Below are 23,817 nucleotides of genomic sequence, written 5' to 3' on the forward strand. Positions count from 1 at the left end.
CGTCTTCAATGCGTTGCGATAAACGAGAGTCTGTCAGGTTCTGATTGAACCAGACAGACTCTCGTTTTTCTTGTTTTCATTTGCCTTTTCGGGAAACCCGAATTCCACTTTTCCCTGACAAACGAGGGCTGAAAGTATCAACCGGCAGCCATTCCTCCTCAGTCAGGCTTGATCGCCGCAACATTGCACACGCCAACCACCGCCAGGGGATCGGTAGGATGGATCTCTGCCGTGCCGAATTCCAGCAGGTCGCGGCGGCCATAGTCATCGGCAATGCGTTCGGCCAGCGCCCGAATGGTGACCGCCTTGCCGGAACAGATATTGACCGCGCCGGTCTGTCCGGTATCGACAACGCCAGCAATCATTTTTCCGGCCTCTTTCACATCCAGAAAATCGCGCCATTGTGTGCCTTTGGAAAGCTTGGCAACGAGCCCTTGCGAAAGTTGTTGCCTCAGATAAGGCACAAGACGGGCCGGATGTTCGCCTTCCCCATAGAGATAAAAGATCCGGCACCAGGAAAACCCCAGGCCAAGGCCTGCGAAATACCGGTCCAACATCTGGTAGGTGGAAAGCTTGGCAGCGGCATAAAGCGTCTTCGGCTCAAGGGGTGAATCCACGGTCAAGTGGTCCGACGGCAAGCGATATTCGACACAGGTGCCAAGGCCGATGAAATGGGAAATGCCAGCGCGTGCTGCCCCCTGCGCCAGGGCCAAACTGCCGGTGACGCAGTGAAAATTCAGCGGCGAATCCAGGTATTTCCCCGCCTCCACATACCAGGCGGCGTGGATGACCGCGTCGCAGCCCTGGCACTGGGCCGCCCACCAATCGACCGATTGTGCAAAGACATCCGCCGTCTCGATCACTCTCGCGGCACGGCCCTCTGTGGCAAGAACGCTTGAGGATTGTGGCCGCACGACAGCCACCACGCTATGCCCAGCGTCCAGCAGAGCATGGTGGATCTGCCTCCCGACGAAGCCCGTCGCTCCCGTCAACAGAATAGTCTTGCCCATCCCTTGCCACTCCAATCTTTCATCTGCGGCAAACCCCAGACCGAGGAGATTTAAGGACGATACCGCCGATACAACGCATTGCGCGCCATATGACGCCAACCGATTTAGGTGTTCAAGAGACACCCTGGCTTATTCAACCATCATTACACACAGACACGTCAGGCTCACGCAGGTAAGACAGCCTAGCGTCTGCGCAGGCAGGCAATAACTGAACGGACCCGCAATGAATACTGTCGAAGATTTCAAGGCTTTGGTAAGCCGTAACATCCAGTCGATCGGCGAGAGCAAGGAATTCCTCGATTTGTCCAATCGCTGGATCGAGACATGCATACCGCTGGGCTATATGTATAATTTCAGCTGGCTCGGCCGGCCCATCATCCAGATCCCGCAGGACAGCTATGCTATCCAGGAGATGATCTGGTCGGTCAAACCGGATCTGGTGATCGAAACTGGCATAGCCCATGGCGGCTCGCTGGTGATGAGCGCCTCCATGCTGGCAATGATCGATTATTGCGAGGCCGTCGAAAAAGGCGAAATGCTGGACCCCAAGGCCAGCCGCCGCAAGGTGCTCGGCATCGACATCGACATCCGCGCCCATAACCGTGCCGCCATCGAGGCCCACCCCATGAGCCACAAGATCAGCATGATCGAGGGCTCTTCCGTCGCGCCTGATATCATCGCTCAGGTCAAGGATATCGCCAGGGACTATGAAAAGGTCATGGTTTTCCTCGATTCCAACCATACCCATGAGCACGTCTTGCAGGAACTGGAGCTTTACGCACCGCTTGTCTCCAAGGGCTCCTATTGCGCGGTCTGGGATACGCTGGTGGAGGACATGCCGGAAAGCATGTATCCCGAACGGCCCTGGGGTCCGGGCGACAATCCCAGAACCGCGGTCTGGGAATATATGCGACGCCTGGAGCAGGAAGGCCGTACGGCTGCCGATGGCGCGCCGCTGCACCTTGAATACGACCACGCGCTGGAGCACAAAATCGCCATCACCGTTTCACGCGATGGATTTCTGCGTCGGGTGTGACGGCTGGAAGATCTTTGGCAAGCGACAACGCCATGCGTTTTATAAAACGCATGGCGTTGTCGCTTTCTATATTTGCTGCATAAATTTCTCCTCAAATCGATCCCGATTTGAGGAAACGAGCAATAAATTACCTCACCGTCAGGATGGCTGAAAAGTCACCATGACTGTGAGGTAGCACGGTAGATAGCTTGGTCGATCTCTGAAGACAGGAAGGCGATTAAGTTCAGCGCCGCCGGCCTCTGGTGTGTCGGTCATTGCGCATGGCAACCGGCTTGCCGGGAGCTGCTTTTTCAGAACTGGCAACACGCATATTTCCTTCGAGCCGCATAAGTTCGTTGGTGGCAAACTCCTCTTCGTTCTGCAGACGCAAGCCTGTCGGACGGACGAGAATATCGTCGGGAGCCACAATCATCGCCGAGACGACATCCCAAAGCTCGGCGGGGGACGTTGCCCCAGCGATATCGGCAAGCACCATCACCCCGGCAGAGGTCGCACCGCTCATGGGCGTCACGGGTATGTCACCGCGCCAGACCGGTTGGTAATGTGAAAGAAACCTTCCACCCTGCCAATTGCGGAAGGCCGTCTCGTAACCTGCGCGAATGATGTCAAAGGCCTCCCTGTCTCGATAGGTTTCGGTATTGAGTGCGCAGGCGCTCGCGTAGCCCTTTTCCCACCCCGTATAGCTGACATTATAAGTCTTCCGGAACCATTGCTGGGTGACGCCAATGGTCGCCGTACAGCCTAAAAAGGAGCTGAATGGGAAATCCCGCAGTGTCGGGTCTTCTTCAAAATTCTTGCCGAATTCGTCCATGAAAATTTTGGCCCGCATCTTGGTGTCTTCCAAGCGGCCGATGGAAAAAGAATTGCTCTGGGGGCAGGCTCCGAGCACTGAGAATGGCCGTTGGCACACGACGAAGTCCTGCGCTTCACAGATCACTTTCATCGCAATATCGTAGTCGACAACCGGATGCTCAAAGTAACGGTGATGATATTTGGCATAGATCCGATCCAGCAGCCTTCGCCTGATAGCGGAATGGTAAATGGAAAAGCCCGACGTTGGAACGGATGTCGACTCGTGCCAGCCAAACATCCGGCGCATCAGCTGTGCCCTGGGTAAACGCATGACGGTTCGGTCAAACGGCACAACCACGGTACAGACCGCTTCTCCTTCAACCGGCCAGGAATAATTCAAAACTCCCCAGGATAATGCCTCCATATCCGGATTGATCTCATCAATCCGCAGGATCAGTCCGGCAACATCAGGCTCGATGAAATCGTCGTCGCCGATGAACACCACCCACTCGCCTCGGCTGGCATGAATCGTCCGCTCCCAATTGTCCATCATCGACAGGACACGATCAGTTGTAGGAAGGTAGACGACCCGCGTATCCTTGACGATATCAGCCATGAAGTCGTTCATAATGGCCGGATCGTCCGAGTTATCGGTGAAAATGAACTCCACGTCGGTGCGCGTGTTGCGCAACAGTCCCTCGATGGTCTTTTGAAAATAGATTTGCCGGTTGCGCGAAGGCACGCAAATCGAAAGGGTTGGCTTGTCAGTCATCGAGGGTCTCCTGGATCTACGCTCTATGCCAGCCACTATTTGGCGCTGATTGTATCGCCGGGACGTGGGAGCGTGTCTCTTGGCAGGATCGGCTGACTATCCTGACTCACGTCGGCTTCCAAAGTCACGGATGGACGGTCAGATTCGGAACTGCCGTCACGAATTTCCCACCCCAATCGGCGATATAGGAAAGCTGTTGTTTGATTTCTGCCGTCAGATTCCATGGGAGGATCACCAGTCTGTCAGGTTTACGGGTTTTCAGAACCTCTTCCGAAACAATCGGCACGCGGCTTCCGGGCAGCAACATGCCTTGCTTGGCCGGGTTCTTGTCGACGACGAAAGCAATCTGGCCGGCTTTGATGCCGGCGAAGTTCAACAGCGTATTGCCCTTGGCCGCTGCACCATAGGCGGCAACAGACAGGCCTTTCCGGTTGCAGTCGATCAGGAAGGACAGGAAATCATCGCGCACGGCTTCGGCCTCAGTCTGGAAACCGTCATAGCCGGTCACGGCGTCAAGACCGGCCGCTCTTTCACGCGCCAGCATCGCCTCGACAGCCGGTGTGCGGACATGCGCCTTGCTGTCGGCCCGGCAGGCCAGCACCCGCAGGCTGCCGCCATGCCAGGGCGTGGTTTCCACATCGAACACCATTAGTCCGTTAGCGGCAAAAATTCGATCAACAGCCAGCAGCGACAGATAGGAATAATGCTCGTGATAGGCCGTATCGAACTGGCGCTCCGCGATCATATTCATCAGATGCGGAAATTCAAAGGTTGCAACCCCCGCAGGTTTCAGCAATTGGGCAAAGCCTGCGACGAAGTCATTGATGTCAGGCACATGCGCCAGCACATTGTTGGCCGCAGTCAGATCCGCGGCCCAGCCGTCGGCCACCAGCTTTTTCGCCAGTTCTACGCCAAAAAACTCTTCGATGATGTCAATGCCCTTGTCACGTGCGGCACGGGCCGTGCTGGCCGTCGGCTCAACGCCCAGGCAGGCGATACCGCGCTCACGCACATATTGCAGCAGGTAGCCGTCATTGGCGGCAACTTCCACCACTTTTGCCCCCTCACCAAGCCCGAAGCGATGCGTCATCGCCTCGACATAGGATTTGGCATGCGCCAGCCAGGACGAGGAAAACGAAGAAAAATAGGCATAGTCGTGGGAAAAGAAGGTTTCACGGGCGGCGAAATCCTCGGTCTGCACCAAAAGGCAGTCCTCGCAAATCCGGATGACCAGCGGATACCAAAGCTCCGGCTTTACCAGATCCTCGGCCTTCACATAGGAATTGGAGGGCGGCGCGGTGCCAAGATCGAGAAAGGGTCGCATCCGAAGCGATCCGCAATGGCGGCAATTCATGCAATCAGTCCTTCAAAATCGGGCTGGATCAGCGGATGGCTCTGGTCTCGGGCTGACAGCCGCTCAACCGGCAAAGGCCAGGCAATGCCGATCCTTGCATCCTGCGGGTGAAGTCCGCCCTCGGCCTCCGCCCGGTAAGGCGCGGAATGGGTATAGATCATCCGCACCGTGTCGCTCAGCGCCTGAAACCCATGGGCAAAGCCCGGCGGGATCAGCAGCGAGCGGCAATTGTCGCCCGACAGCTCGACACAGACATGCTGGAGAAAGCTCGACGAGCCCTGGCGCAGATCCACGGCCACGTCGAGGATTGTGCCTTCGATGCAGGTCACCAGTTTCCATTCGGCAAAAGGCGCGTGCTGAAAATGCAGGCCGCGCACGGTGCCTTTTTGTGCCGTTCCGGTTTCATTGACCTGCAAGACCGGCCCCGGCCAGCCAAAAGCTGTAAGCTCTTCACCGCAAAACAACCGACTGAGAAAACCACGCTCGTCGCCAAACCGACTGCGGGTCAGCAGCGTCAGGCCGGGGATCGCGGTGTCTTCGGGCTGGAAACGTTGGCTCATCCCGCCTGCCTCACATCCATGCCGAGACCATGGGCATAATCGGCGATATCGGCAAGGCACAGGTCTCTGGCCGATGCGCCAGCGGCGAGCCGTCGATACCAGTTCATGGTGCGCGCCACGGTTTCCTCCAGCGACCAGACAGGTCTGTAGCCGAGTGTCATGCAAGCTTTGGAGCTGTCGAGCATCAGATAACCGGCTTCATGAGGACCATCGCGGCCATCGCCCAGCACCACCTCACCGCTGCCGAAATACCTGACGGCCAGAGCCAGAACATCCGCAACGCAGGCCGCACTGGCGTGGTCAGGACCAAAATTTAACGCTGTCAGCGAAGCCGGATCATGCCACAGATGGTGCGCCATGGCGATGTAACCTGCCAAGGGCTCCAGAACATGCTGCCAGGGGCGGACCGCATTCGGGCGGCGCACGTCGAGCGGCGCACCGAGGCTCCAGGCGCGCACCGCATCCGGGATCAACCGGTCCTCAGCCCAATCGCCACCGCCGATGACATTGCCGGCCCGCGCCGTGGCAAGACCGACGCCGCGTGCGGCAAAAAACGACGACCGGTAGCTGGAGACGACGATCTCAGCCGCCGCCTTGCTGGCGCTATAGGGATCGTGACCGCCGAGCGGATCGGTCTCGACAAAGGCCTTGCCGGTCTCGGCATTCTCATAGACCTTGTCGGTGGTGATGACGACGATGGACTTCACATCCGGGGAAATCCGAAGCGCTTCCAGCACATGCACCGTGCCTTGCACATTGGTCTCAAAGGTCGCCACGGGATCGCGGTAGCCAAGCCGCACCAGCGGCTGGGCGGCCAGATGGAAGACGATCTGCGGCTTTATCCGGGCAACGAGGGCCGCCACCGCAATACGGTCACGCAGATCGCAAATGCCGCCCTCGGCGTGATTATCATGACCGGTCAACAGGCCGCAAAGGTTGGGCGTTGTCCGTGGCGCAAGCGCCAGACCGCTGACCTGGGCACCCATTTGCATCAGCCAAAGCGCCAGCCAGCTGCCCTTGAAGCCAGTATGGCCGGTCAGCAGCACCCGTTTTCCGGCCCAGAACTGTCGGTCAATCATCATCACCAGCTCTTCCATGGCGGGCTGCCACCGGCCCACAGATCTTCCAGATGGTTCTTGTCGCGCAGCGTATCCATTGGCTGCCAGAAACCGTTGTGCAGATAGGCGCAAAGCTCGCCGTCTTCGGCAAGGCTGGTCAGTGGTTCCGCTTCCCACGGCATGTCATCGCCAGCGATCCGGTCGATGCATTTGGGCGACAGCACGAAGAAGCCGCCATTGATATAGCCCGCTTCGCCCACCGGTTTTTCCACGAAGCCACGCACCATCGGTCCGTCCATTTTCAGCGCGCCGTAGCGGGCTGGCGGCTGCACGGCGGTCACTGTCGCAAGCTTGCCATGCTCCTTGTGAAACCGCAGTGTGGCGGAAATATCCAGATCGGAGAGACCGTCGCCATAGGTAAAGCAGAACGCTTCCTCGTCCTTCAGATAGGAAGCAACCCGCTTTAGCCGTCCGCCGGTCATCGAGCTTTCACCGGTATCGATCAGGGTCACACGCCAGTTTTCGGCACTCTTGCGATGAAATTCCAGCCGGTTATCGGAGAGATCGAAGGTGATATCCGACATATGCAGACCGTAATTGGCGAAATATTCCTTGATGATATAGCCCTTGAACCCGCAGCAGATGATGAATTCACGGATGCCATGAGCGTAATAGAGCTTCATGATGTGCCAGAGGATCGGCCGCCCGCCGATCTCGATCATCGGCTTTGGCCGTAAATGGGTCTCTTCGGAAATCCGCGTGCCGAGACCGCCAGCCAGGATAACCGCCTTCATCGCCCAATCTCCATGCCGACCATTGCCTACCTGCCCACTTCACAGCCTGTCCGGTTTCAATCCAATTGCCGCCGGATACCTTTTCTCAGACGCAAAATGCCCGCGCAGGCGGGCAAGATGCGCAAACTGGAGGGCCGCCGATCATGCACAACCCGGCAACCTCTCCCTGCCGGACAACCCTAGCGAGGCAAGCTGTCGTCAAACTGGAGGATGTCTACTAATTGGGGGTCGACGTTCCGGCTAAAAACCTCCGGCAAGTCTTTGAGCGGCATTGCGCGGCGGCTAAGGCAGCCTCCGGACTGCTGACAAACCCCGTATTCATCCGCGACGTCATGCTCGGCCTTGTGCCGAGCATCTAAGCACGTTAATTTAATCCAACAACGTCAATGGCTTATTTAGCGGCAGCAGACCCTCGGGACAAGCCCGAGGGTGACGAAATGCCGAAATCGAGGTTTGTCAATCAACTGCTCTTTCCCATTCGAGAGAGATGCGTGCAATCGCATCTGGCGCAACGCAGCCCCTATCGTATTGAATGAGAAGCCATCAAAGCCGGGCGATGTAATCGCTCAACCGCCCGGCCGCATCCTCGATCTGGCGTGGATCGCGCAGGAAACAGGCGCGCAGGAACGAGCTGCCACCTGCCCCGAACGCCGACCCGGGCGCCAGCGCCACGCCGGTTTTATCAACGATATCCATGGCCGCCGCCCGGCTGTCGGTGACGCCATCGATTTCCATGAAAGCATAAAGCGCACCATCCGGCTTAACGGAACGGACCCGGTTGGTGGCAATCAGCGCATCCAGCAAGATATCGCGCGAGGTGCGCGCCCGCTGGATGTTTTCGGCGACGAATTGATCGCCGTGGTCCAAGGCCGCCACCGCGCCGCGCTGCATGAACTGCGCCACGCCAGAGGTGGAATATTGAATGAGGTTTTCCAGCACCTGACCGATTTCCGGTGGTGCCACCAGCCAGCCGACCCGCCAGCCGGTCATCGACCAATTCTTGGAAAAGGAATTGCCAAACATCACCCGGTCGCCCTCTTCCATCACATCCAGGAAGGACGGAGCACGAGAGGGGCCGGCGAAATAGTAAAGCGAGTAGATTTCATCCGCCAGAATCCAAAGACCATGCTTGCGGGCAAGCGCGAGAATGGCGCGCAGATCATCGAGGCTGGCCGTCCAGCCGGTCGGGTTGGACGGCGTGTTGATGAACAGCGCCTTGGTTTTGGGCGTAATCGCCTTTTCGATCTGCCCGAGATCCAGCTGCCAGGCACCATGATTATAGCCGATTTCTACACCGACCGCCTTTGCGCCACTGATTTCGATGGCGGCGACGATATTGGGCCAGCAGGGGGAAAGGTAGATCATCTCGTCGCCCGGCCCGGTCATTGCCTGCACGGCAAGCTGGATGGCTTGCATGCCGGAGCCGGTCACATAGAAATGCTCGCTCGGCAAGCTGACGGCGAAATGCCGCCGGTAGTAATCAGAAAGCGCCTGACGCAGTTCGGGAATGCCACGTTGCCAGGTATAGAATGTCTCGCCACCCAGAAGCGCGTCGCTTGCGGCCCGATTGATGAAATCCGGGCTCGGCAGGTCGCCTTCCCCGGCCCAGAGCGGCAGGAGATTATCGCGCCCACGCGCATAGTTGATAATCTCGACAATACCGCTTTCGGGCGCGGACGTTGCGCGATGGCTAAGGCTGGAAATCAGGGATGGACCGGCAGGCAAAGACATGGACTAGCTCCTTTAGTTATGTCGTTCATAACCGAAGCTCCAGAGAAAATCCTATGAGAAAGAGTGGCTGACCAATCGATTCTGGTGATGGCCTCGGCCCGTGGAAACCCTTGTACCAAGGACCGAGGCCATCTCTACCTCATTGCAAATGCAACAGGATCTATCAGTTTCACTGCTTTTCGGTCAGCCTCATTTTCTGTCAGCACAGCAGACAGCGAACCATCAAGGCTTGCCTGGCTCAATACGTCCTGAAGACGCTTCGGGTTCGTTGCTCTGCTGTGCCTTCAGCAAATCGCGGATCTCTGTCAGCAGCACGACGTCTGCCGGTGGCGGCGGTGTGGGTTTGCCCTGTTTTTCATCATGTTCCAGCTGTTTGCGCAGGACGTTGACTCCCTTGACCATCAGGAAAATGATCCAGGCCAGAATGACAAAATTGATGGCGACGGTCAGGAAGTTGCCATAGGCGAATACTGCGCCCTGTTTGCGCGCTTCGGCCAGGGTCTGGGCCGTGACCTTGTCGCTGAGCGGCAGGAAATAATTGGAAAAATCGAACCCGCCAAACACCACGCCAACCACCGGCATGACGATATCATTGACCAACGAGGTAACGATCAAACCGAAGGCGCCACCAATGATGACACCGACGGCCAGATCCATGACATTGCCCCTGGCAATGAACGACTTGAATTCTTTGAACACACCTGTCCCCTTCATGATTTGCCTGCCTCCATTCAACTGGATGATTTCATAGATGCCTCATAAAGACGTGCCTTAGAAGCCCAAATTGCCGGTTTCAGCAGGAATGCCAAAATCCAACATTTTTTTTAACGCGCAAATTCCGTTTCGGTTTCGACTTATTGCCAACAAGCCCCCGATTTTAAAAGGCAACGGCATGGCTTAAAGTGACAGTGCTTTATAAGAGGCACGTGAATGGGAGGGGCAAGCGATGCTTCCGGCATGGCTGATCATCACGGCATCGATTGCCTATCTGCTGCTGCTGTTTGCGGTGGCAAGCTATGGCGACAGGCGAAGCCGCCGCAATGGCGTGCCCGCCGGTGGGCGTCCGCTTGTCTACGGGCTGTCGCTGGCGGTCTATTGCACCTCCTGGACCTATTTCGGCGGCGTCGGCCTGGCTGCGGACCGCGGCCTCGAATTCATGGGCATCTATATCGGCCCGATCCTGATGCTGACATTGGGCCTGCCGCTGATCCGCCGGATGATCGAAATCGCCAAGGTCGAAAAGCTCACCTCCGGCGCGGATTTCGTTGCTGCCCGCTACGGCAAGAACCCAATTGTCGGCATGCTGGTAACGGTGATTTCGCTGGCCGGCTCCATTCCCTATATCGCACTTCAACTGAAGGCCGTCTCCAATTCGGTCGGCGTCATGGTCGATCCGGCCAGCTACGGCATCGGCACCGGCAATCTCTATTTTGTCGATCTGGCGCTGATCGTTGCCCTGACGCTTGCCTGTTTTTCCGCGATTTTCGGCACCCGCCATACGGACGCCACCGAGCATCAGGATGGGCTGATCCTGGCGATCTCGATGGAATCGGTGGTGAAGCTGCTGGCCTTCTGCACGCTGGGCATCACGGTGGTGTTCTTCCTGTTCGATGGACCGGCTGATCTCTGGCGCGCGGCAACCGAAAGCCCAAGGGTGATGGAGGCGCTGGCCTATGAGACACCCCTTAGCCGCTGGCTGCTGCTGATTGCGCTCTCTGCCTTTGCCATCCTGATGCTGCCGCGCCAATTCCATGTCAGCGTGGTCGAAAACCGCACGGATCGGGAACTGCGCCGGGCCGGACTGCTGCTGCCGCTTTATCTGATCGCCATCAATCTCTTCGTGCTGCCAGCTGCCATTGGCGGGCTTCTGGCTTTCAACGGCACCGGCAATGCCGATCTCTATGTGCTTTCCCTGCCGCTGACCCATGATCTGCCATTTGTCACGCTGGTCACCTTCATCGGCGGTTTTTCCGCCGCCACCGCCATGGTGATCGTCGAGACGGTGGCGCTGGCCATCATGATTTCCAACGATATCGTCCTGCCGGTTCTGCTACGGCGCGGGTTCCGGCATGGACCGGAAGCCTCGCAAAGCCTCGCCAAAACCGTGCTGATCATTCGCCGCCTGGCGATTTTCGGGGTACTGCTGCTCGGCTATGCCTATTTTCGGCTGGCCAGCGACGACCGGGGCCTTTCCTCCATCGGCCTGCTGGCCTTTTCCGCCATTGCCCAGATCGCCCCTTGCCTGTTGGGCGGCCTCATCTGGCGCAGGGCCAATGCCAGGGGCGCGATCCTTGGCCTGTCGCTTGGTTTTCTCACCTGGATCTACACCCTGCTTTTGCCAAGCTTCGGGCTTGATGCCCATAAGGATCTGGCGCCGGATATCCTGTCCTTCCTGTTTCCGGGTATCGATGCCTTCAGCCGCGCCGGGGCCGATCCGCTGCTGACGGCGACCGTGCTGTCCCTGCTGATCAACCTCTTGGCCTTCGTGCTTGGCAGTCTCAGCCGCAACCCCCGCCCGGTCGAGCGCATCCAGTCGGGCATATTCGTGCGTCGGCACCAACGCTCGCAATTTGCCACCAGGGGCTGGAAAACCCGGGTCAGCATTGGCGACCTGAAGACGGCGATTGCCCGTTATCTCGGTCAGGAGCGAATGGAACGCTCACTGAAAAGCTATGAGCGCGATGCCGGTCGCCGGTTGGAAGACGATAGCCCCGCGGACATGGCCTTCATCCATTTCACCGAGCAATTGCTGGGCAGCGCCATCGGCTCGGCCTCGGCCCGGCTGGTCCTGTCGCTGGTGCTGCAAAAGGCCGAGGATACTTCCGCCGATACCGCCTGGCTGCTCGACCAGGCAAGCGAGGCCCTGCACTATAACCAGGACATGTTGCAAACCGCGCTTTCGCAGATGGATCAGGGCATAGCGGTCTTCGACAGCAGTAGCCGATTGACCATCTGGAACCGCCGATTTCGAAGCCTTCTCGATCTGCCCGACGAAATGGGACAGGTCGGCGTGCCACTCAGCACGATAGTCCATCGGCTGACCGAGCGCGGCGCCATTGCGGCCAAGGAGGAAGCGGGCGTTCTTGCCAATTTCCACCATCTCGACGAACCCTTCCAGCTGGTGTTGAGCGAAGGTGCCCAGATCATCGAAGTGCGCTGCAACGCTCTGCCCGATAAGGGGTTGGTGGCAACCTTCACCGACATCACCCCGCAGGTGGCAGCGGACCGGGCTTTGAAACAGGCCAATGAAACGCTGGAACAGCGGGTGGGCGAGCGCACGGCGGAACTGATGCGGGTCAATACAGCACTTGCAGAGGCTCGCGCCAGTGCAGACGAGGCCAATATCGGCAAGACCCGGTTCTTTGCCGCCGCCGGTCACGACATTCTCCAGCCGCTCAATGCCGCAAGGCTCTATTCCTCGGCGCTGGTGGAGCGGTTGGGCCAGTCGGAAAATGCCGGACTGGTCCGCAATATCGATTCGGCACTGGAATCGGTCGAACAGATTCTTGGCGCGGTGCTGGACCTGTCCCGGTTGGATACGGGCGCAATGAAGCCGCGCTTTGCCACCGTCCCCCTGCAAGGCCTGCTGGAGCGGATCAGGACCGATTTCGAGCCGATGGCGCTGGAGAAAAACCTGAAATTGGTGGTGCTGCCGACCACGCTCAGCGTCCGCTCCGATGCCAACCTTCTGCGTCGGCTGGTGCAAAATTTGGTCTCCAACGCCATCAAATATACGCCCTCGGGAAAGGTCCTGGTTGGTGCGCGCCGCCGTGGCGGCCAGGTGATCATTCAGGTAACGGATTCGGGCATCGGCATTCCGACATCGAAATTCCGCACTGTGTTCAAGGAATTTGCCCGGCTGGACGAAGGCATCAAAACCGCCAGCGGGCTTGGGCTCGGTCTGTCGATTGTCGACCGTATCGCCCGGGTCCTCAAGGCGACGGTGGCGCTGGAATCCCGGCCGGGTCGAGGCACCAGTTTTCGTGTCACGATACCGATCGAAAAGAGCGCCAAGGCGCCGTTGCCCGCTGAGGATTTGGCGACCGCGACCGCGCTGCGGAGCAGTCTTACCGGCCTGCGCATCCTGTGCATCGACAATGAGCCGGATATTCTGGACGGCATGCGGCTGCTGATCAGCGGTTGGGGCTGTACGGTGATGACCGCTGGCTCGGTCACTGATCTTGACACGACCTTCAGCGACAATCCTGTTGCCCCAGATGTGATCATTGCCGATTATCATCTGGGAGATGGCAGCGGTATCGGCGCGATCCTGCGCCTGCGCGCGCTCTACGGTCAGCCGGTACCCGGCCTGCTGATTACCGCCGACCGCACCGCCGACGTGCGGGCGGAAGCGGAACGGCAGGGCATTGCCGTCCAGCATAAGCCCGTCCGTCCAGCGGCTTTGCGGGCCTATATTACCCAGGTCTCCAGCCCCCGCCGCAGCGCTGCGGAATAGAAAATCCCGTTCCGGGATAATTCCTCAAAGTGGAATCAATTTAAGGAATTATCTATAGTATACAAATATTTAAATATAACTTTCGTGCGTCATCCATGGCGCACAGGGCTGTAGTTTTCCCAGTTTTTACCATGCTGCCGTTGATCTGCCGCGTTTCAGGCCTACTTCTGTTAAGGCTTGCACCTTTGGGTGTGAACACTCCGATAGTCGTCATGCAACTCACGCATTTTCCGTGTGTCGGCTGAATCGCTTCCGCTACGGCCATCCGGGACGTCCCGGAAATGGCCTGGCAAAAAGGAAGCTTCAAGAAGGCAATGCGGTGCCCATTGCACCCGCGCCTCCCTTGAGACGAAAGGACATTACCATGACGCAAGCGAAAAACGGCGATACCGTCCGCATCCATTATGTCGGCCTGCTGCCGGATGGCACGCAATTCGACACCTCCCGCGACCGCGATCCGCTCCAGTTTGAAATCGGCTCCGGCCAGATCATTTCAGGGCTTGAACGGCAGGTGGATGGCATGGAAGTCGGGCGCAGCCAGCGGGTGACGGTGCCTGCCGAGGAAGCCTATGGCGCGCACGATCCCCAGAAAATTCAGCAGGTGGCGCGTGACCTGATACCCGCCAATGTCAATGTGGCACCCGGCACAAGGCTTCAAGCGCAGAGCGGCAATGGCACACCTCTGATTGTCACTGTGACTGATGTGGCAGGCGATGTGGTGACGATCGATGCCAACCATCCACTGGCTGGTCAGGATCTGATTTTCGAGGTCGAACTGATCGATATTGTTCGCGCAGCGTAATCGACCTGCGCACAGCCTAACCAGATCACCCCTCCGCGCATCGTGCCGGAGGGGTTTTTCATGCTCCCCCACCTTCAGTCCAATGGTGTAGCCTCAACAAACTGCTTATGGTTGGCCGTACTGATGATGCAATGCCGGGGAGGGTTAATGCGCATTGCTCTTTTGTCCGACATCCACGGCAATGCCCAGGCCCTTGATGCGGTCTTGCAGGCGACGGCGCAGGCCGGTGCCGAACGCATCGTCATTCTCGGCGATATCGTCGGTTATGGCGGCGATCCCGTTCGCTGCGTCGACAAGGTCAGCGCTTTGCAGCAGCAAGGTGCCCTGGTGGTGCGGGGCAATCACGACCAGGCGGTAAGCGATCCCGCCATTTCCCTCAATGACACGGCCCGCGCCGCCATTCACTGGACGCGGCAGGTTCTAAGCGAAGAACAGCGGACCTTTCTGGCCAATCTACCAATGATGCTGCGGGATGAAGACCGGCTCTATGTCCATGCCGAAGCCACCTCTCCCTCGGCCTTTCATTATGTAACCGACAGCGACACGGCGGCGCAGCATTTTGCCGCCTGCACGGCGCGGCTCAGTTTTTGCGGCCATGTCCATCGGCCGACGCTTTATGCGCTGGCTTCCTATGGTCAAACCACTGATGGCCCTCCACCTCAAGGCAAGATCACCACCTTTGTTCCCCATTCGCAAACAGACATTCCGCTTCTGGCGCAGCGGCGCTGGCTCGGCGTGATCGGCTCGGTCGGCCAGCCGCGTGATGGCGATCCGGCGGCGGCCTTTGGCCTGCTCGACACGATAAAGAACACGCTTACCTTCATCAGGGTCAACTATGACATCGACGGCGCGGCAGCGGCCATCCGTGCGGCGGGCCTGACTGAGACGCTTGCCACACGGCTCTACAGGGGACGATGACATGGCCCGCAACCGCCTTGAACCCGGCAGCGTGATCGATGGTTTTACCGTGGTGGAGCAGGCGCACAAGGGCGGCATGGCCCGGCTTTATGCCGTGACCCACCCGGATTATTTTTTCCCACTGCTGATGAAAGTGCCGGAAATGGGCGGTGGCATCGACCCGGCGATGATTGTCGGCTTTGAAATGGAGCAGATGATCCTGCCGCGCATTTCCGGCCCGCATGTGCCCCGCTTTGTTGCCAATGGCGATTTCACCCATCTGCCTTACATGGTGTTTGAAAGGTTGCCGGGCAAATCGCTTTATCCGCTGCTGGACAGCCTGCCGCTCAACGCAGACGAGGTGGCAAGGATGGGTGAGCGAATCGCCACGGCGCTTGCCGACCTGCATCGCCAGCATGTGGTGCATCTCGACATCAAGCCCTCGAATATCCTGTTTCGTGACAGCGGCGAAGCGGTGCTGGTGGATTTCGGCCTGGCGCGCCATCTGGACCTGCCGGATCTGGTAAACGAGGAATTTCGTCTGCCCTATGGCACCGCACCCTATATGGCGCCTGAACAGATCCTGGGCATTCGCTCGGATTTTCGCTCCGACCTGTTTGCACTGGGTGTGCTGATGTATTTCTTTGCCACCGGCAAGCGCCCCTTTGGCGATCCGCAGCGGCTGAAGGGATTGAAGCGTCGGCTGTGGCGCGATCCGGTGCCACCACGAGCGCTGAACTCTTCAATATCTCCCGCCTTCCAGGAAGTTATCCTGCGCTGCCTGGAGGTGAACCCGGCAAGGAGGACGCCGACAGCGGCCCAACTGGCGCTGGACCTGAAGGACCTGCCGGCGGTTCCCCTGACGGCGCGGGCTGACAAGCTGAAGCAGGACGGGCTGGCGGAGGTTTTGAAACGCCGCTTCAACCCCGACCCGATCGAATTGCTGAAACCGCAAACCGCTACGGCGGCCCTGGCTAATGCACCGATTATCGTCGTCGCCCTCGACCTTGGCGAAACCTCGACGGAGCTGACGGAAGCCATGCGGTTGACGGTGTCGCGCATCATGGCGCGCTCGCCCGGCGCACGACTTGCCTGCCTGAATATTTTGAAAATCGCCCGGCTCAACCTCGACAACGATCTGGACGACGAGGGCAATAACAAGCATGTCGCCCGCCTTGGCAAGCTGCGGCAATGGGCAGCGCCGTTGAAGGACCAGCCGCAAATTACCTGCCACGTGCTGGAAAGCACCTCACCCGCCAATGCCATCCTGGATTATGCCCGCGACAACAGTGTCGACCATATCGTCATGGGCGCTCGCGCCAATTCACCAAAGCGCGCCCTGCTCGGCAGCGTATCGGCGGAAGTCGCCTCGAAAGCACCGTGCACGGTCACGGTGGTGCGCGTGCGGGAGACTGCGCATAATGGTAAGCAATAACTTACATTTATGGGTTTTCAAGCGAACAGGCCGCTGAAGCGCACCGAATAGATCCGCTCCCGGCCCAGAAGATGCGCGACCAGCGTCTCCCTTGCGAAAAGCCCTGTGAATGCCTTGTGCTTTAAATCCAGCCCGCCCGTCGTCACGCCGAAAGCCGGCATGATCAGCCGGTCGCCATCGGCGGCGAAACAGGCGCGACGCACGGATTTCTCCCGCCGGCGCACGGTGGCTGATGGATGAAGATGGCCGGCAATCTCGCCTCTGGCGCTTGCACCGATATGCGGTTCATGGCGAAACACCAATCCGCCATAGGAAATTTCATTGGCCACCATGCCAGCCAAGTTTTCGACCCCATCGGGATCATGATTGCCGGTAATCCAGATCCATTCGCGGCCTCTTGACATCTGCTCAAGTGTCTGCCGGAACGGTTCCGGCATCAGCGCCGATCCCAACCGATCATGAAACGTGTCACCCAGGCTGACGACGATGGATGGAGCGAAACGAGCAATCACCGCTTGCAGTTTTTTCAATGTCGCAACGGTATCATAGGGCGGCAGAAGCTGGCCACGCCGCGCAAAGGCCGCCCCCTTTTCCAGATGCAGATCGGAGACGACGAGCAACCGTGATGCAGGCAGAAACAGCGCACCGGACAGGTCACAGATGGCCTCAACACCGCAGATCTCGATCTCGGCGGTGAGGTCCGTCTTCTCCGGGCGCATTATAGAAGCCGTCGTCAATCCCGTCATATCCGGCCTGTCATGTCCTGACCATTCCATCTTATCCCATCGCTTCAGCGATAAGATCTTCCGCCGCTTCCGCCAGCACATCTTCTTGCGCTTCGCCGACCACCGTTTCCCGGCCGATCTCCAGCATGACCGGCACGGCCAGCGGCGAGACATGGTCCAGTGCCTTATGGAGAATATGGCCTTTGATTCGCTTTAGCATATCGCCAAGCCGGGCAATGTCCAAAAGACCATTTGCCGCATCGGCACGGGTTGCCTGCAACAGGATATGATCAGGCTCATGGGCGCGCAGCACATCATAGATCAGGTCCGCGGAAACCGTCACCTGCCTGCCGGATTTTTCCTTGCCGGGATGGCGCTTTTCAATCAGCCCGGCAATCACCGCGCAGGTGCGGAAGGTTCGCTTCAGCATGTAGGAAGAGTCCAGCCAGGCCTCCAGATCGTCGCCCAGCATGTCTTCCTCGAACAGGTCAGCCAGCGAAAGCTTGCCCGTGGACACCATCCAGCCGAGATCCTCCAGTCCCCAGATCGCCAGGGCGTAATCCGTCGCCACAAAGCCAAGCGGCTTGGCCCGCCACCGTTCCAGCCGCCGCGTCAGCAGCATGCCCAGCGTCTGATGGGCCAGCCGCCCCTCGAATGGATAGAGCACCATGTAGAAGCGCTTGCCGCGTGGAAAAGTCTCAACCAGCAGGTCGCCCCGCTTCGGCAACACGGATTTGACTTTCTGGATTTCCAGCCAGTCACGCACCTGATCCGGCAAGCTGGCGCGGCGGGCGGGATCGTCCAGCATGGCCCGCACCTGATCGGCAAGATAGGTCGAGAGTGGAAATTTTCCGCCCGCATAGGCCGGAATTTTCGGGTCCTGCGAAAAAGCATTGGACACCAGGCACTCGCTTTCACGCAGGCCTTCGAACCGCAAGACCTTGCCGGAAAACAGAAATGTATCGCCCGGCGCCAGTTGCTCGACGAAATACTCCTCCACCTTGCCAAGGGTCATGCCGCCTCGCCCGATGGAGCCGAGATGATTGCGCTTGACGAGCCGGACATTCAGCATCGGCTCCTCGACAATCGTGCCGAGATTGAGCCGGTATTGCTGCGCCACCGCCGGATTGGAAATCCGCCAGCGCCCTTCTGCCGTCTTGCGAATGCGGGCATAGCGGTCATAGGTCTTCAATGCGTAGCCACCGGTGGCGACAAAATCGACAATCCGCCCGAACGTGTCTCGCGGCAACGAAGCGTAAGGCATGGCCGACGTTACTTCATGATAAAGTGCCTCCGTATCAAACGGTTCGGCACAAGCCATGCCCAGCACATGCTGGGCGAGCACATCCAGCGGCCCCTCACCCACGGCTTGAGTGTCCTGCGCACCGAGATAGTTGGCATCCAGCGCCGCCTGACATTCCATCACCTCGAAGCGGTTGGCGGGAACCAGAATGGCGCGGCTCGGCTCATCCATGCGGTGATTGGCCCGGCCAATCCGCTGCGCCAACCGGCTAGCGCCCTTCGGCGCGCCAACATGGATGACGAGATCGACCTCGCCCCAGTCAATACCGAGATCCAGCGTCGAGGTGGCGACCACGGCACGCAGCCGGTTGGCGGCCATCGCCTCTTCCACCTTGCGGCGCTGCCCGACATCCAGCGAGCCGTGATGCAGGGCAATTGGCAGGCTGTCATCATTGACCGTCCACAATTCCTGAAACAGCATTTCCGCCTGAGAGCGAGTGTTGACGAAGATGATCGTCATCGCAAACTGTTTCAGCACTGCATAAATGTCAGGAATGGCATAGCGGGCCGAATGGCCGGACCAGGGAATGCGCTCCTGCGTCTTCAAAATGGTAATGTTGGGCCTTGCCCCGCCCGCCACTTTCACCAGCCCGGCTAAGGCCGGTTCCCCCGGTCTTTGCGCCACCAGCCACCGTTGTAGCTCCGGCGGATCGGCAACGGTGGCAGACAGTCCGATGGTTTGAAGTCCCGGCGCCAAGATCCGCAGCCGGGCCAGTCCCAGCGCCAGAAGATGGCCGCGCTTGGAAGTGACGAGCGAATGCAACTCGTCGAAGATCACATAGCGCAGATCCCTGAAGAACCGAGGCGCTTCGCCATTGGCGATCAGCAAAGCCAGCTGTTCCGGCGTGGTCAGCAGAATATCCGGCGGGTTGAGCTTCTGGCGCGCCCGCTTGGCCTGCGGCGTATCGCCGGTGCGGGTCTCGATGCTGACAGGCAGGCCGATTTCCTCGACCGGCTTGACCAGATTGCGCTCAATATCGACCGCCAGCGCCTTCAACGGCGAGATGTAAAGCGTGTGAATGCCGGTAAAGGCCTCGCCCGGTCGCTTTCGCCCGCGCCGGGTCAAATCGACCAACGACGGAAGAAACCCGGCAAGAGTCTTGCCAGCCCCGGTCGGGGCAATCAGAAGCGTGCTTTCCCCCTGCCCGGCCCGCGCCAGCAGCTCCAACTGATGCGCACGCGGCTGCCATCCCTTCTGCGCAAACCAGCGCTCGAAGGGGGGAGGCAATAGGGAAAGCGTGGATTCCGGCTCAGACACGGAGATAAGATAGGCGAAACCGAATTAAAGAGAAGCCACTCCTGACCATTTTGCGGTTACAGCAGGAGCTTTACTGCATCGCAGCATCCAGCTTGGCCTTCCAGTCACCGTTTTCCAGCGCCTTGGCCATGAAACCGTCCACCGCAGCCTTGAAGGCCGGGTCCTTGCGCAGCAGATAGGCGTTTTCAAAATGGGTGAAGGGTTCCTTGACGGCAGAAGGGCAAAGCACGCCGGGATGCAGCTTGGATTGCAGGTCCACTTCCACGCCGTCGGTCACCATTACATCCGCCTTGTTGGCGGCAATCTGATCGAAAATCACCTTATTATCGGGAAACACCTCGATAGGCGCCTTGGTGAAATGCTCATGGGCAAATTTGTCGTTGGTGCCGCCGGGATTGACGATAACGCGCACCGAGGGCTGATCGATCGCCTCCAGCGTCACCAGCCGGTCCTTGTCCTCACAACGGACGATCGGCCGTTTGCCGTCCTTGACATTTGAAAGCGAAAAATCGCCCACCTCAGCGCGGGCCGGATTAACGGTAATGCCGCCCAGAACCATGTCGAACTTTCCAGCCTTGAAATCCTCCAGCATGGTTTTCCAGGTGGTCATCACAAATTCCGGCTTGACGCCGAGGTCTGTGGCCAGCGCCTTGCCCATGGAAATATCGGCGCCAACCAATTCGCCATCGCCACCCTTATAGCTGAAGGGTTTATAGTCCCCTGTCGTGCCGATGCGGATCACGCCCGCCTGCTTGATGGTTGCCAGTGTGCCATCCTCGGCATGGGCAAGAGAGGACGTCAACAGCAGGGCTGTGACCAGAGCGGTGCGGAAAAACGTCATTATCTGTCTCTTTCTTGAGCATCAATCAGGGCGAGGGCCAAATTCGGCCCTTTGGCATCTGGGCAGCAAGTTTCATTCCAAATGACAAGACGCTCCAGTCTACATGGCGATATAGCGGTCCTTACGGTGATTGATCGCCAGCGTCAGGTTGACGACAACAGCGCCGATGATCGAGCAGGCAATAATGCCGGGCGTCGCCACGAAGAACGAGCCAATCAGCACCATGCCGTCAAAGCAAAGCTGCACAAGCCCGGCCCGCCAGCCATAGCGATCTTGAAGATACAGCGCCAATATGCCAAAGCCGCCGAGACTGGCCTGATGGCGAAACAGCACCAGCATGCCAGTTCCGACCAGCAGCCCGCCGAAGATGGCCGCCACCAACGGGTCCAGCAGGGAAAAGCCGATGAATTTCGGCAGGATGGCGCTCAGCACGGAGGTCAGCAGCACCGCGATGAAGGTTTTAGCCGTGAAGGCCAGACCCATCCGCCGGAAAGCGAAATAGTAGAAGGGCAGGTTGATGGCAAAGAAGATCGGCCCAAACCCCACAGCCGACACATAATGCAGCAGAAAGGCGACCCCCGCTGTGCCGCCGGAAAGCAATTTGGCATTGGACAACAAGACGACGCCCAGCGCCGCCAGCATGCTGCCCGCCAGCAGGCCCTGCACATCGTCCAGCAGGGAATGCTGTTCAGGACTTGAGGCCATGGGCTTGCGGGACTTGCCTGCCTGTTTGTCTGCTGCCGCCATGAATCTGTCCTGCCTTTGCCACCACCAGGGGATGTTCATCCGTAGACCTGCGGGCCGGTGTCCTCAAGCGCCGACGCGCAATATCGCCACGGTTATCCCCGGTCGCCGGAGACCGCGCCCCAGGTAGATGCAGCAATATACATATCTTCGAAATTACAAATTAACGATCATCTTCTACTCTCTGGCCCATGAAACAGGCTCGGCGAGATTTCTTGCTTTTCCTGCAATGCATTGACGGGGCCATGGAGGAGACGCCGGAACAGATGAACACGACCATGACGCTTATTCTGGTCAATAGTGCCCTTGTCACGCTGTTTTCCATCGTTTCGAGCAGACTGGCCGGATGGCTGGAACAGCAGAACCCTGCCTATAGGCCAATCGGGCTTGGTATTGCCGGCGGCGTCACGGCCATCGTCGCCATGCAATTTCCGATAACGATCGTACCGGGTCTTTTCATGGACCTTCGCAGCAGTGCGATTGCGGTCTGCGCACTGATGGGCGGTCCGGTTTGTGCCATTTTCGCAGCGGGCATTGCTATAACCTGGCGTGTTCTGGAAGGTGGGATCGGCGCTGGAGCCGGAGCTCTGGCTATTTTACTGGCTGCAGGCGCGGGTGTTTGGGCAGGCTGGCGCGATGAACAGGCAATCTTGAGCCTACGGCGTATCGCGGCCATGGGCCTTGGTCTCATCATTCTGCCACAGGTAACGCTCTTGGTCATTCCGTCTGAAACATGGCCAGCGGTGTTTGCCGTCTTGCCACTGCTTTTGCCAATGCAATCCCTAGCTGCTCTGCTTGCAGCGGCTGTGATCAGAAGCGAGACATTGCAACGCGCTCGATTACAGGAGGCAAAACTTTACCGGACCGTGATTGAGAGCATGCCGGAAACCCTGACGGCCAAGGATCGAGATGGCCGCTTCATCCTGACCAATCTCGCCTCGGCTTCGGCCCTGGGCCTGAACGACCCCGCGCAGATGATTGGCAAAACCGATGCGGATTTTCATTCCCCCGAGCTTGCAGCCCGCTACCGTGCTGACGAAGAGGCTGTCTTTGCCGAGGGCAAACCTGTCCATATCGAGCAGAGCTATGAAACGCCTGCCGGCGCCAAGGGCTGGTATTCGACCCTGAAATATCCGATCCACGACCAGAGGACCGGAGAGATCATCGCTCTTGCCACCCATAGCCGCGACATCAGCAAGCAGAAGGAATTGGAGCAGCAATTGGCTGAGAGCCGCCAGCAATTGGCCGATGCCCTGGCCAATATGGCCGATGGGCTTGTGATGTTCGATCGACAGGGAAAGCTGGTCTATTGCAATGAACGCTATCGCTCCATGTTTTCCAAAACCGCGGATATCAGGGTGCCTGGCGCTGATCTGCACGACATCATCGCCGCTTCGCGCGCACGTGGCGAAGAGATGACACCTCGCGACAGCGACCCCATCCTGCCAGAACAACTCTTCGACAGTCTGCCTGTTTTACCGCTGGTGCCGGGCAAGCGCGAAATTACCCTCTGGGACGGAAGAAGCCTCGAAGCGCAGACAAGAAGTGTCGGCGGAGGCGGTTCGCTGATCGTCTTTACGGATATTACCAGGGCAAAACAGGCGGAGGGTTTACTGCGCCATACCAATCGCGCCCTGGAAAAAGCGGCCTTTACCGATGGGCTTACCGGCCTTTACAACCGGCGCGCCTTTGATGTGCAACTCCGGCAAGAATTTGCACGCTCCCACCGCACCGGGTCGGGCGTCAGCCTTTTGATGATCGATATCGACCATTTCAAACTGTTTAACGATCGCTACGGACACCAGGCCGGGGACCAATGCCTGCGCCAGATCGCCGCGACTTTGCGTTCGGTCGCGAAACGCAGCACCGATATCGCTGCCCGCTATGGCGGCGAGGAAATGGCGCTCATTCTCTCCGACACCGATCTTGCCGGAGGCTCGACTGTGGCGGAATACTATTGCCAGGCAGTTCGCGACCTGCACATTCCCCATGGCGATAGCGAAAAGGGTATCGTCACCGTCAGTATCGGCGTGGCAGCTGCCCCGTCCGACGATATACAGTCCAGCGACGATCTGGTGGCGAGCGCCGACGCTGCACTTTACCAGGCAAAACACAGCGGCCGCGACCAGTATGTCACCGCCAGCCATGGTCCCGCCCTGGACACGGTCCAGCAAAACCGCAAACTGGTTTTGGCAATCGGCAATGCCTTAAAGTAATCGACAATGCATCTCCGCACCCCGGTGAAAAGCC

At 58.7% G+C, this 23,817-nt stretch carries 18 protein-coding genes; 6 read left to right on the forward strand and 12 right to left on the reverse strand.

The features are described from left to right. Positions 1-158: 158 nt before the first annotated feature. Positions 159-1,010 carry an NAD-dependent epimerase/dehydratase family protein gene (locus IEI95_RS23605; RefSeq protein WP_156531409.1) on the reverse strand — a complete coding sequence of 284 codons (852 nt, stop codon included), beginning with the start codon at positions 1,008-1,010 and terminating at the stop codon, positions 159-161. A 223-nt stretch (positions 1,011-1,233) separates the two neighbouring features. Between IEI95_RS23605 and IEI95_RS23610 the strand changes: the two genes are divergently transcribed. Continuing rightward, a complete protein-coding gene (locus IEI95_RS23610) occupies positions 1,234-2,046 on the forward strand; it encodes a cephalosporin hydroxylase family protein (protein WP_156531408.1) in 813 nt (270 codons plus the stop codon). A gap of 223 nt (positions 2,047-2,269) precedes the next feature. Here IEI95_RS23610 and IEI95_RS23615 read toward each other — a convergent pair whose 3' ends face one another. The 7 genes from IEI95_RS23615 to mscL all read right to left on the reverse strand — a co-directional run bounded on the left by IEI95_RS23615 (position 2,270) and on the right by mscL (position 9,806). Then, positions 2,270-3,610: a glycosyltransferase family 2 protein gene (locus IEI95_RS23615; protein WP_156531407.1), complete on the reverse strand. Its 1,341-nt coding sequence runs from the start codon at positions 3,608-3,610 to the stop codon at positions 2,270-2,272. Between the two features lie 124 nt (positions 3,611-3,734). Then, positions 3,735-4,964 carry a class I SAM-dependent methyltransferase gene (locus IEI95_RS23620; RefSeq protein ID WP_156531406.1) on the reverse strand — a complete coding sequence of 410 codons (1,230 nt, stop codon included), beginning with the start codon at positions 4,962-4,964 and terminating at the stop codon, positions 3,735-3,737. Then, positions 4,961-5,524 carry a dTDP-4-dehydrorhamnose 3,5-epimerase family protein gene (locus IEI95_RS23625; protein WP_156531405.1) on the reverse strand — a complete coding sequence of 188 codons (564 nt, stop codon included), beginning with the start codon at positions 5,522-5,524 and terminating at the stop codon, positions 4,961-4,963. Before IEI95_RS23625 ends, IEI95_RS23620 begins: the two co-directional genes overlap by 4 nt. Then, the gene (gene rfbG, locus IEI95_RS23630) at positions 5,521-6,606 is read right to left on the reverse strand and encodes a CDP-glucose 4,6-dehydratase (RefSeq protein WP_234890861.1); all 1,086 of its coding nucleotides are present in this window, start codon (positions 6,604-6,606) and stop codon (positions 5,521-5,523) included. The genes IEI95_RS23625 and rfbG overlap by 4 nt, the downstream gene beginning before the upstream one ends. Then, positions 6,606-7,376, reverse strand: coding sequence for a glucose-1-phosphate cytidylyltransferase (gene rfbF / locus IEI95_RS23635; RefSeq protein ID WP_015914874.1), 771 nt, complete (start codon positions 7,374-7,376; stop codon positions 6,606-6,608). Before rfbF ends, rfbG begins: the two co-directional genes overlap by 1 nt. Before the next feature lie 543 nt (positions 7,377-7,919). After that, positions 7,920-9,107, reverse strand: coding sequence for a pyridoxal phosphate-dependent aminotransferase (locus tag IEI95_RS23640; RefSeq protein ID WP_156531404.1), 1,188 nt, complete (start codon positions 9,105-9,107; stop codon positions 7,920-7,922). A gap of 222 nt (positions 9,108-9,329) precedes the next feature. Next, a complete protein-coding gene (gene mscL / locus IEI95_RS23645) occupies positions 9,330-9,806 on the reverse strand; it encodes a large conductance mechanosensitive channel protein MscL (RefSeq protein ID WP_194417355.1) in 477 nt (158 codons plus the stop codon). A 247-nt stretch (positions 9,807-10,053) separates the two neighbouring features. On the opposite strand from mscL, the gene IEI95_RS23650 reads away from it, so the two are divergent. From IEI95_RS23650 to IEI95_RS23665, 4 genes are all read left to right on the forward strand, one after another. After that, the gene (locus IEI95_RS23650; RefSeq protein WP_156531402.1) at positions 10,054-13,563 is read left to right on the forward strand and encodes a PAS domain-containing hybrid sensor histidine kinase/response regulator; all 3,510 of its coding nucleotides are present in this window, start codon (positions 10,054-10,056) and stop codon (positions 13,561-13,563) included. 364 nt (positions 13,564-13,927) lie between these two features. Further along, entirely contained in the window at positions 13,928-14,365 is a 438-nt protein-coding gene (locus IEI95_RS23655; RefSeq protein ID WP_156531401.1) for an FKBP-type peptidyl-prolyl cis-trans isomerase, read from the forward strand. Positions 14,366-14,512: 147 nt separating this feature from the next. Beyond that, positions 14,513-15,283: a metallophosphoesterase family protein gene (locus IEI95_RS23660; RefSeq protein ID WP_156531400.1), complete on the forward strand. Its 771-nt coding sequence runs from the start codon at positions 14,513-14,515 to the stop codon at positions 15,281-15,283. 1 nt (position 15,284) lies between these two features. Then, positions 15,285-16,697 (forward strand): bifunctional serine/threonine-protein kinase/universal stress protein, encoded by a 1,413-nt coding sequence (locus IEI95_RS23665; protein WP_156531399.1) that lies wholly within the window; start codon positions 15,285-15,287, stop codon positions 16,695-16,697. Positions 16,698-16,714: 17 nt separating this feature from the next. Here the strand turns inward: IEI95_RS23665 and pdeM are convergent, their stop codons facing one another. From pdeM to IEI95_RS23685, 4 genes are all read right to left on the reverse strand, one after another. Further along, positions 16,715-17,416: a ligase-associated DNA damage response endonuclease PdeM gene (pdeM, locus tag IEI95_RS23670; RefSeq protein WP_234890882.1), complete on the reverse strand. Its 702-nt coding sequence runs from the start codon at positions 17,414-17,416 to the stop codon at positions 16,715-16,717. Positions 17,417-17,474: 58 nt separating this feature from the next. Continuing rightward, positions 17,475-19,982 carry a ligase-associated DNA damage response DEXH box helicase gene (locus IEI95_RS23675; protein WP_420360073.1) on the reverse strand — a complete coding sequence of 836 codons (2,508 nt, stop codon included), beginning with the start codon at positions 19,980-19,982 and terminating at the stop codon, positions 17,475-17,477. A gap of 70 nt (positions 19,983-20,052) precedes the next feature. Then, complete coding sequence (locus IEI95_RS23680; RefSeq protein WP_156531397.1) at positions 20,053-20,823, reverse strand: transporter substrate-binding domain-containing protein; 771 nt, start codon at positions 20,821-20,823, stop codon at positions 20,053-20,055. Between the two features lie 99 nt (positions 20,824-20,922). After that, positions 20,923-21,570 (reverse strand): YitT family protein, encoded by a 648-nt coding sequence (locus IEI95_RS23685; RefSeq protein WP_156531396.1) that lies wholly within the window; start codon positions 21,568-21,570, stop codon positions 20,923-20,925. Between the two features lie 263 nt (positions 21,571-21,833). Between IEI95_RS23685 and IEI95_RS23690 the strand changes: the two genes are divergently transcribed. Further along, on the forward strand, positions 21,834-23,783 hold the full coding sequence (locus IEI95_RS23690) for a diguanylate cyclase (RefSeq protein WP_194417096.1): 1,950 nt from the start codon (positions 21,834-21,836) through the stop codon (positions 23,781-23,783). Positions 23,784-23,817: the final 34 nt, after the last annotated feature.

Source organism: Agrobacterium vitis, from assembly GCF_014926405.1.
In the GTDB taxonomy this organism is placed as follows: domain Bacteria; phylum Pseudomonadota; class Alphaproteobacteria; order Rhizobiales; family Rhizobiaceae; genus Allorhizobium; species Allorhizobium vitis_H.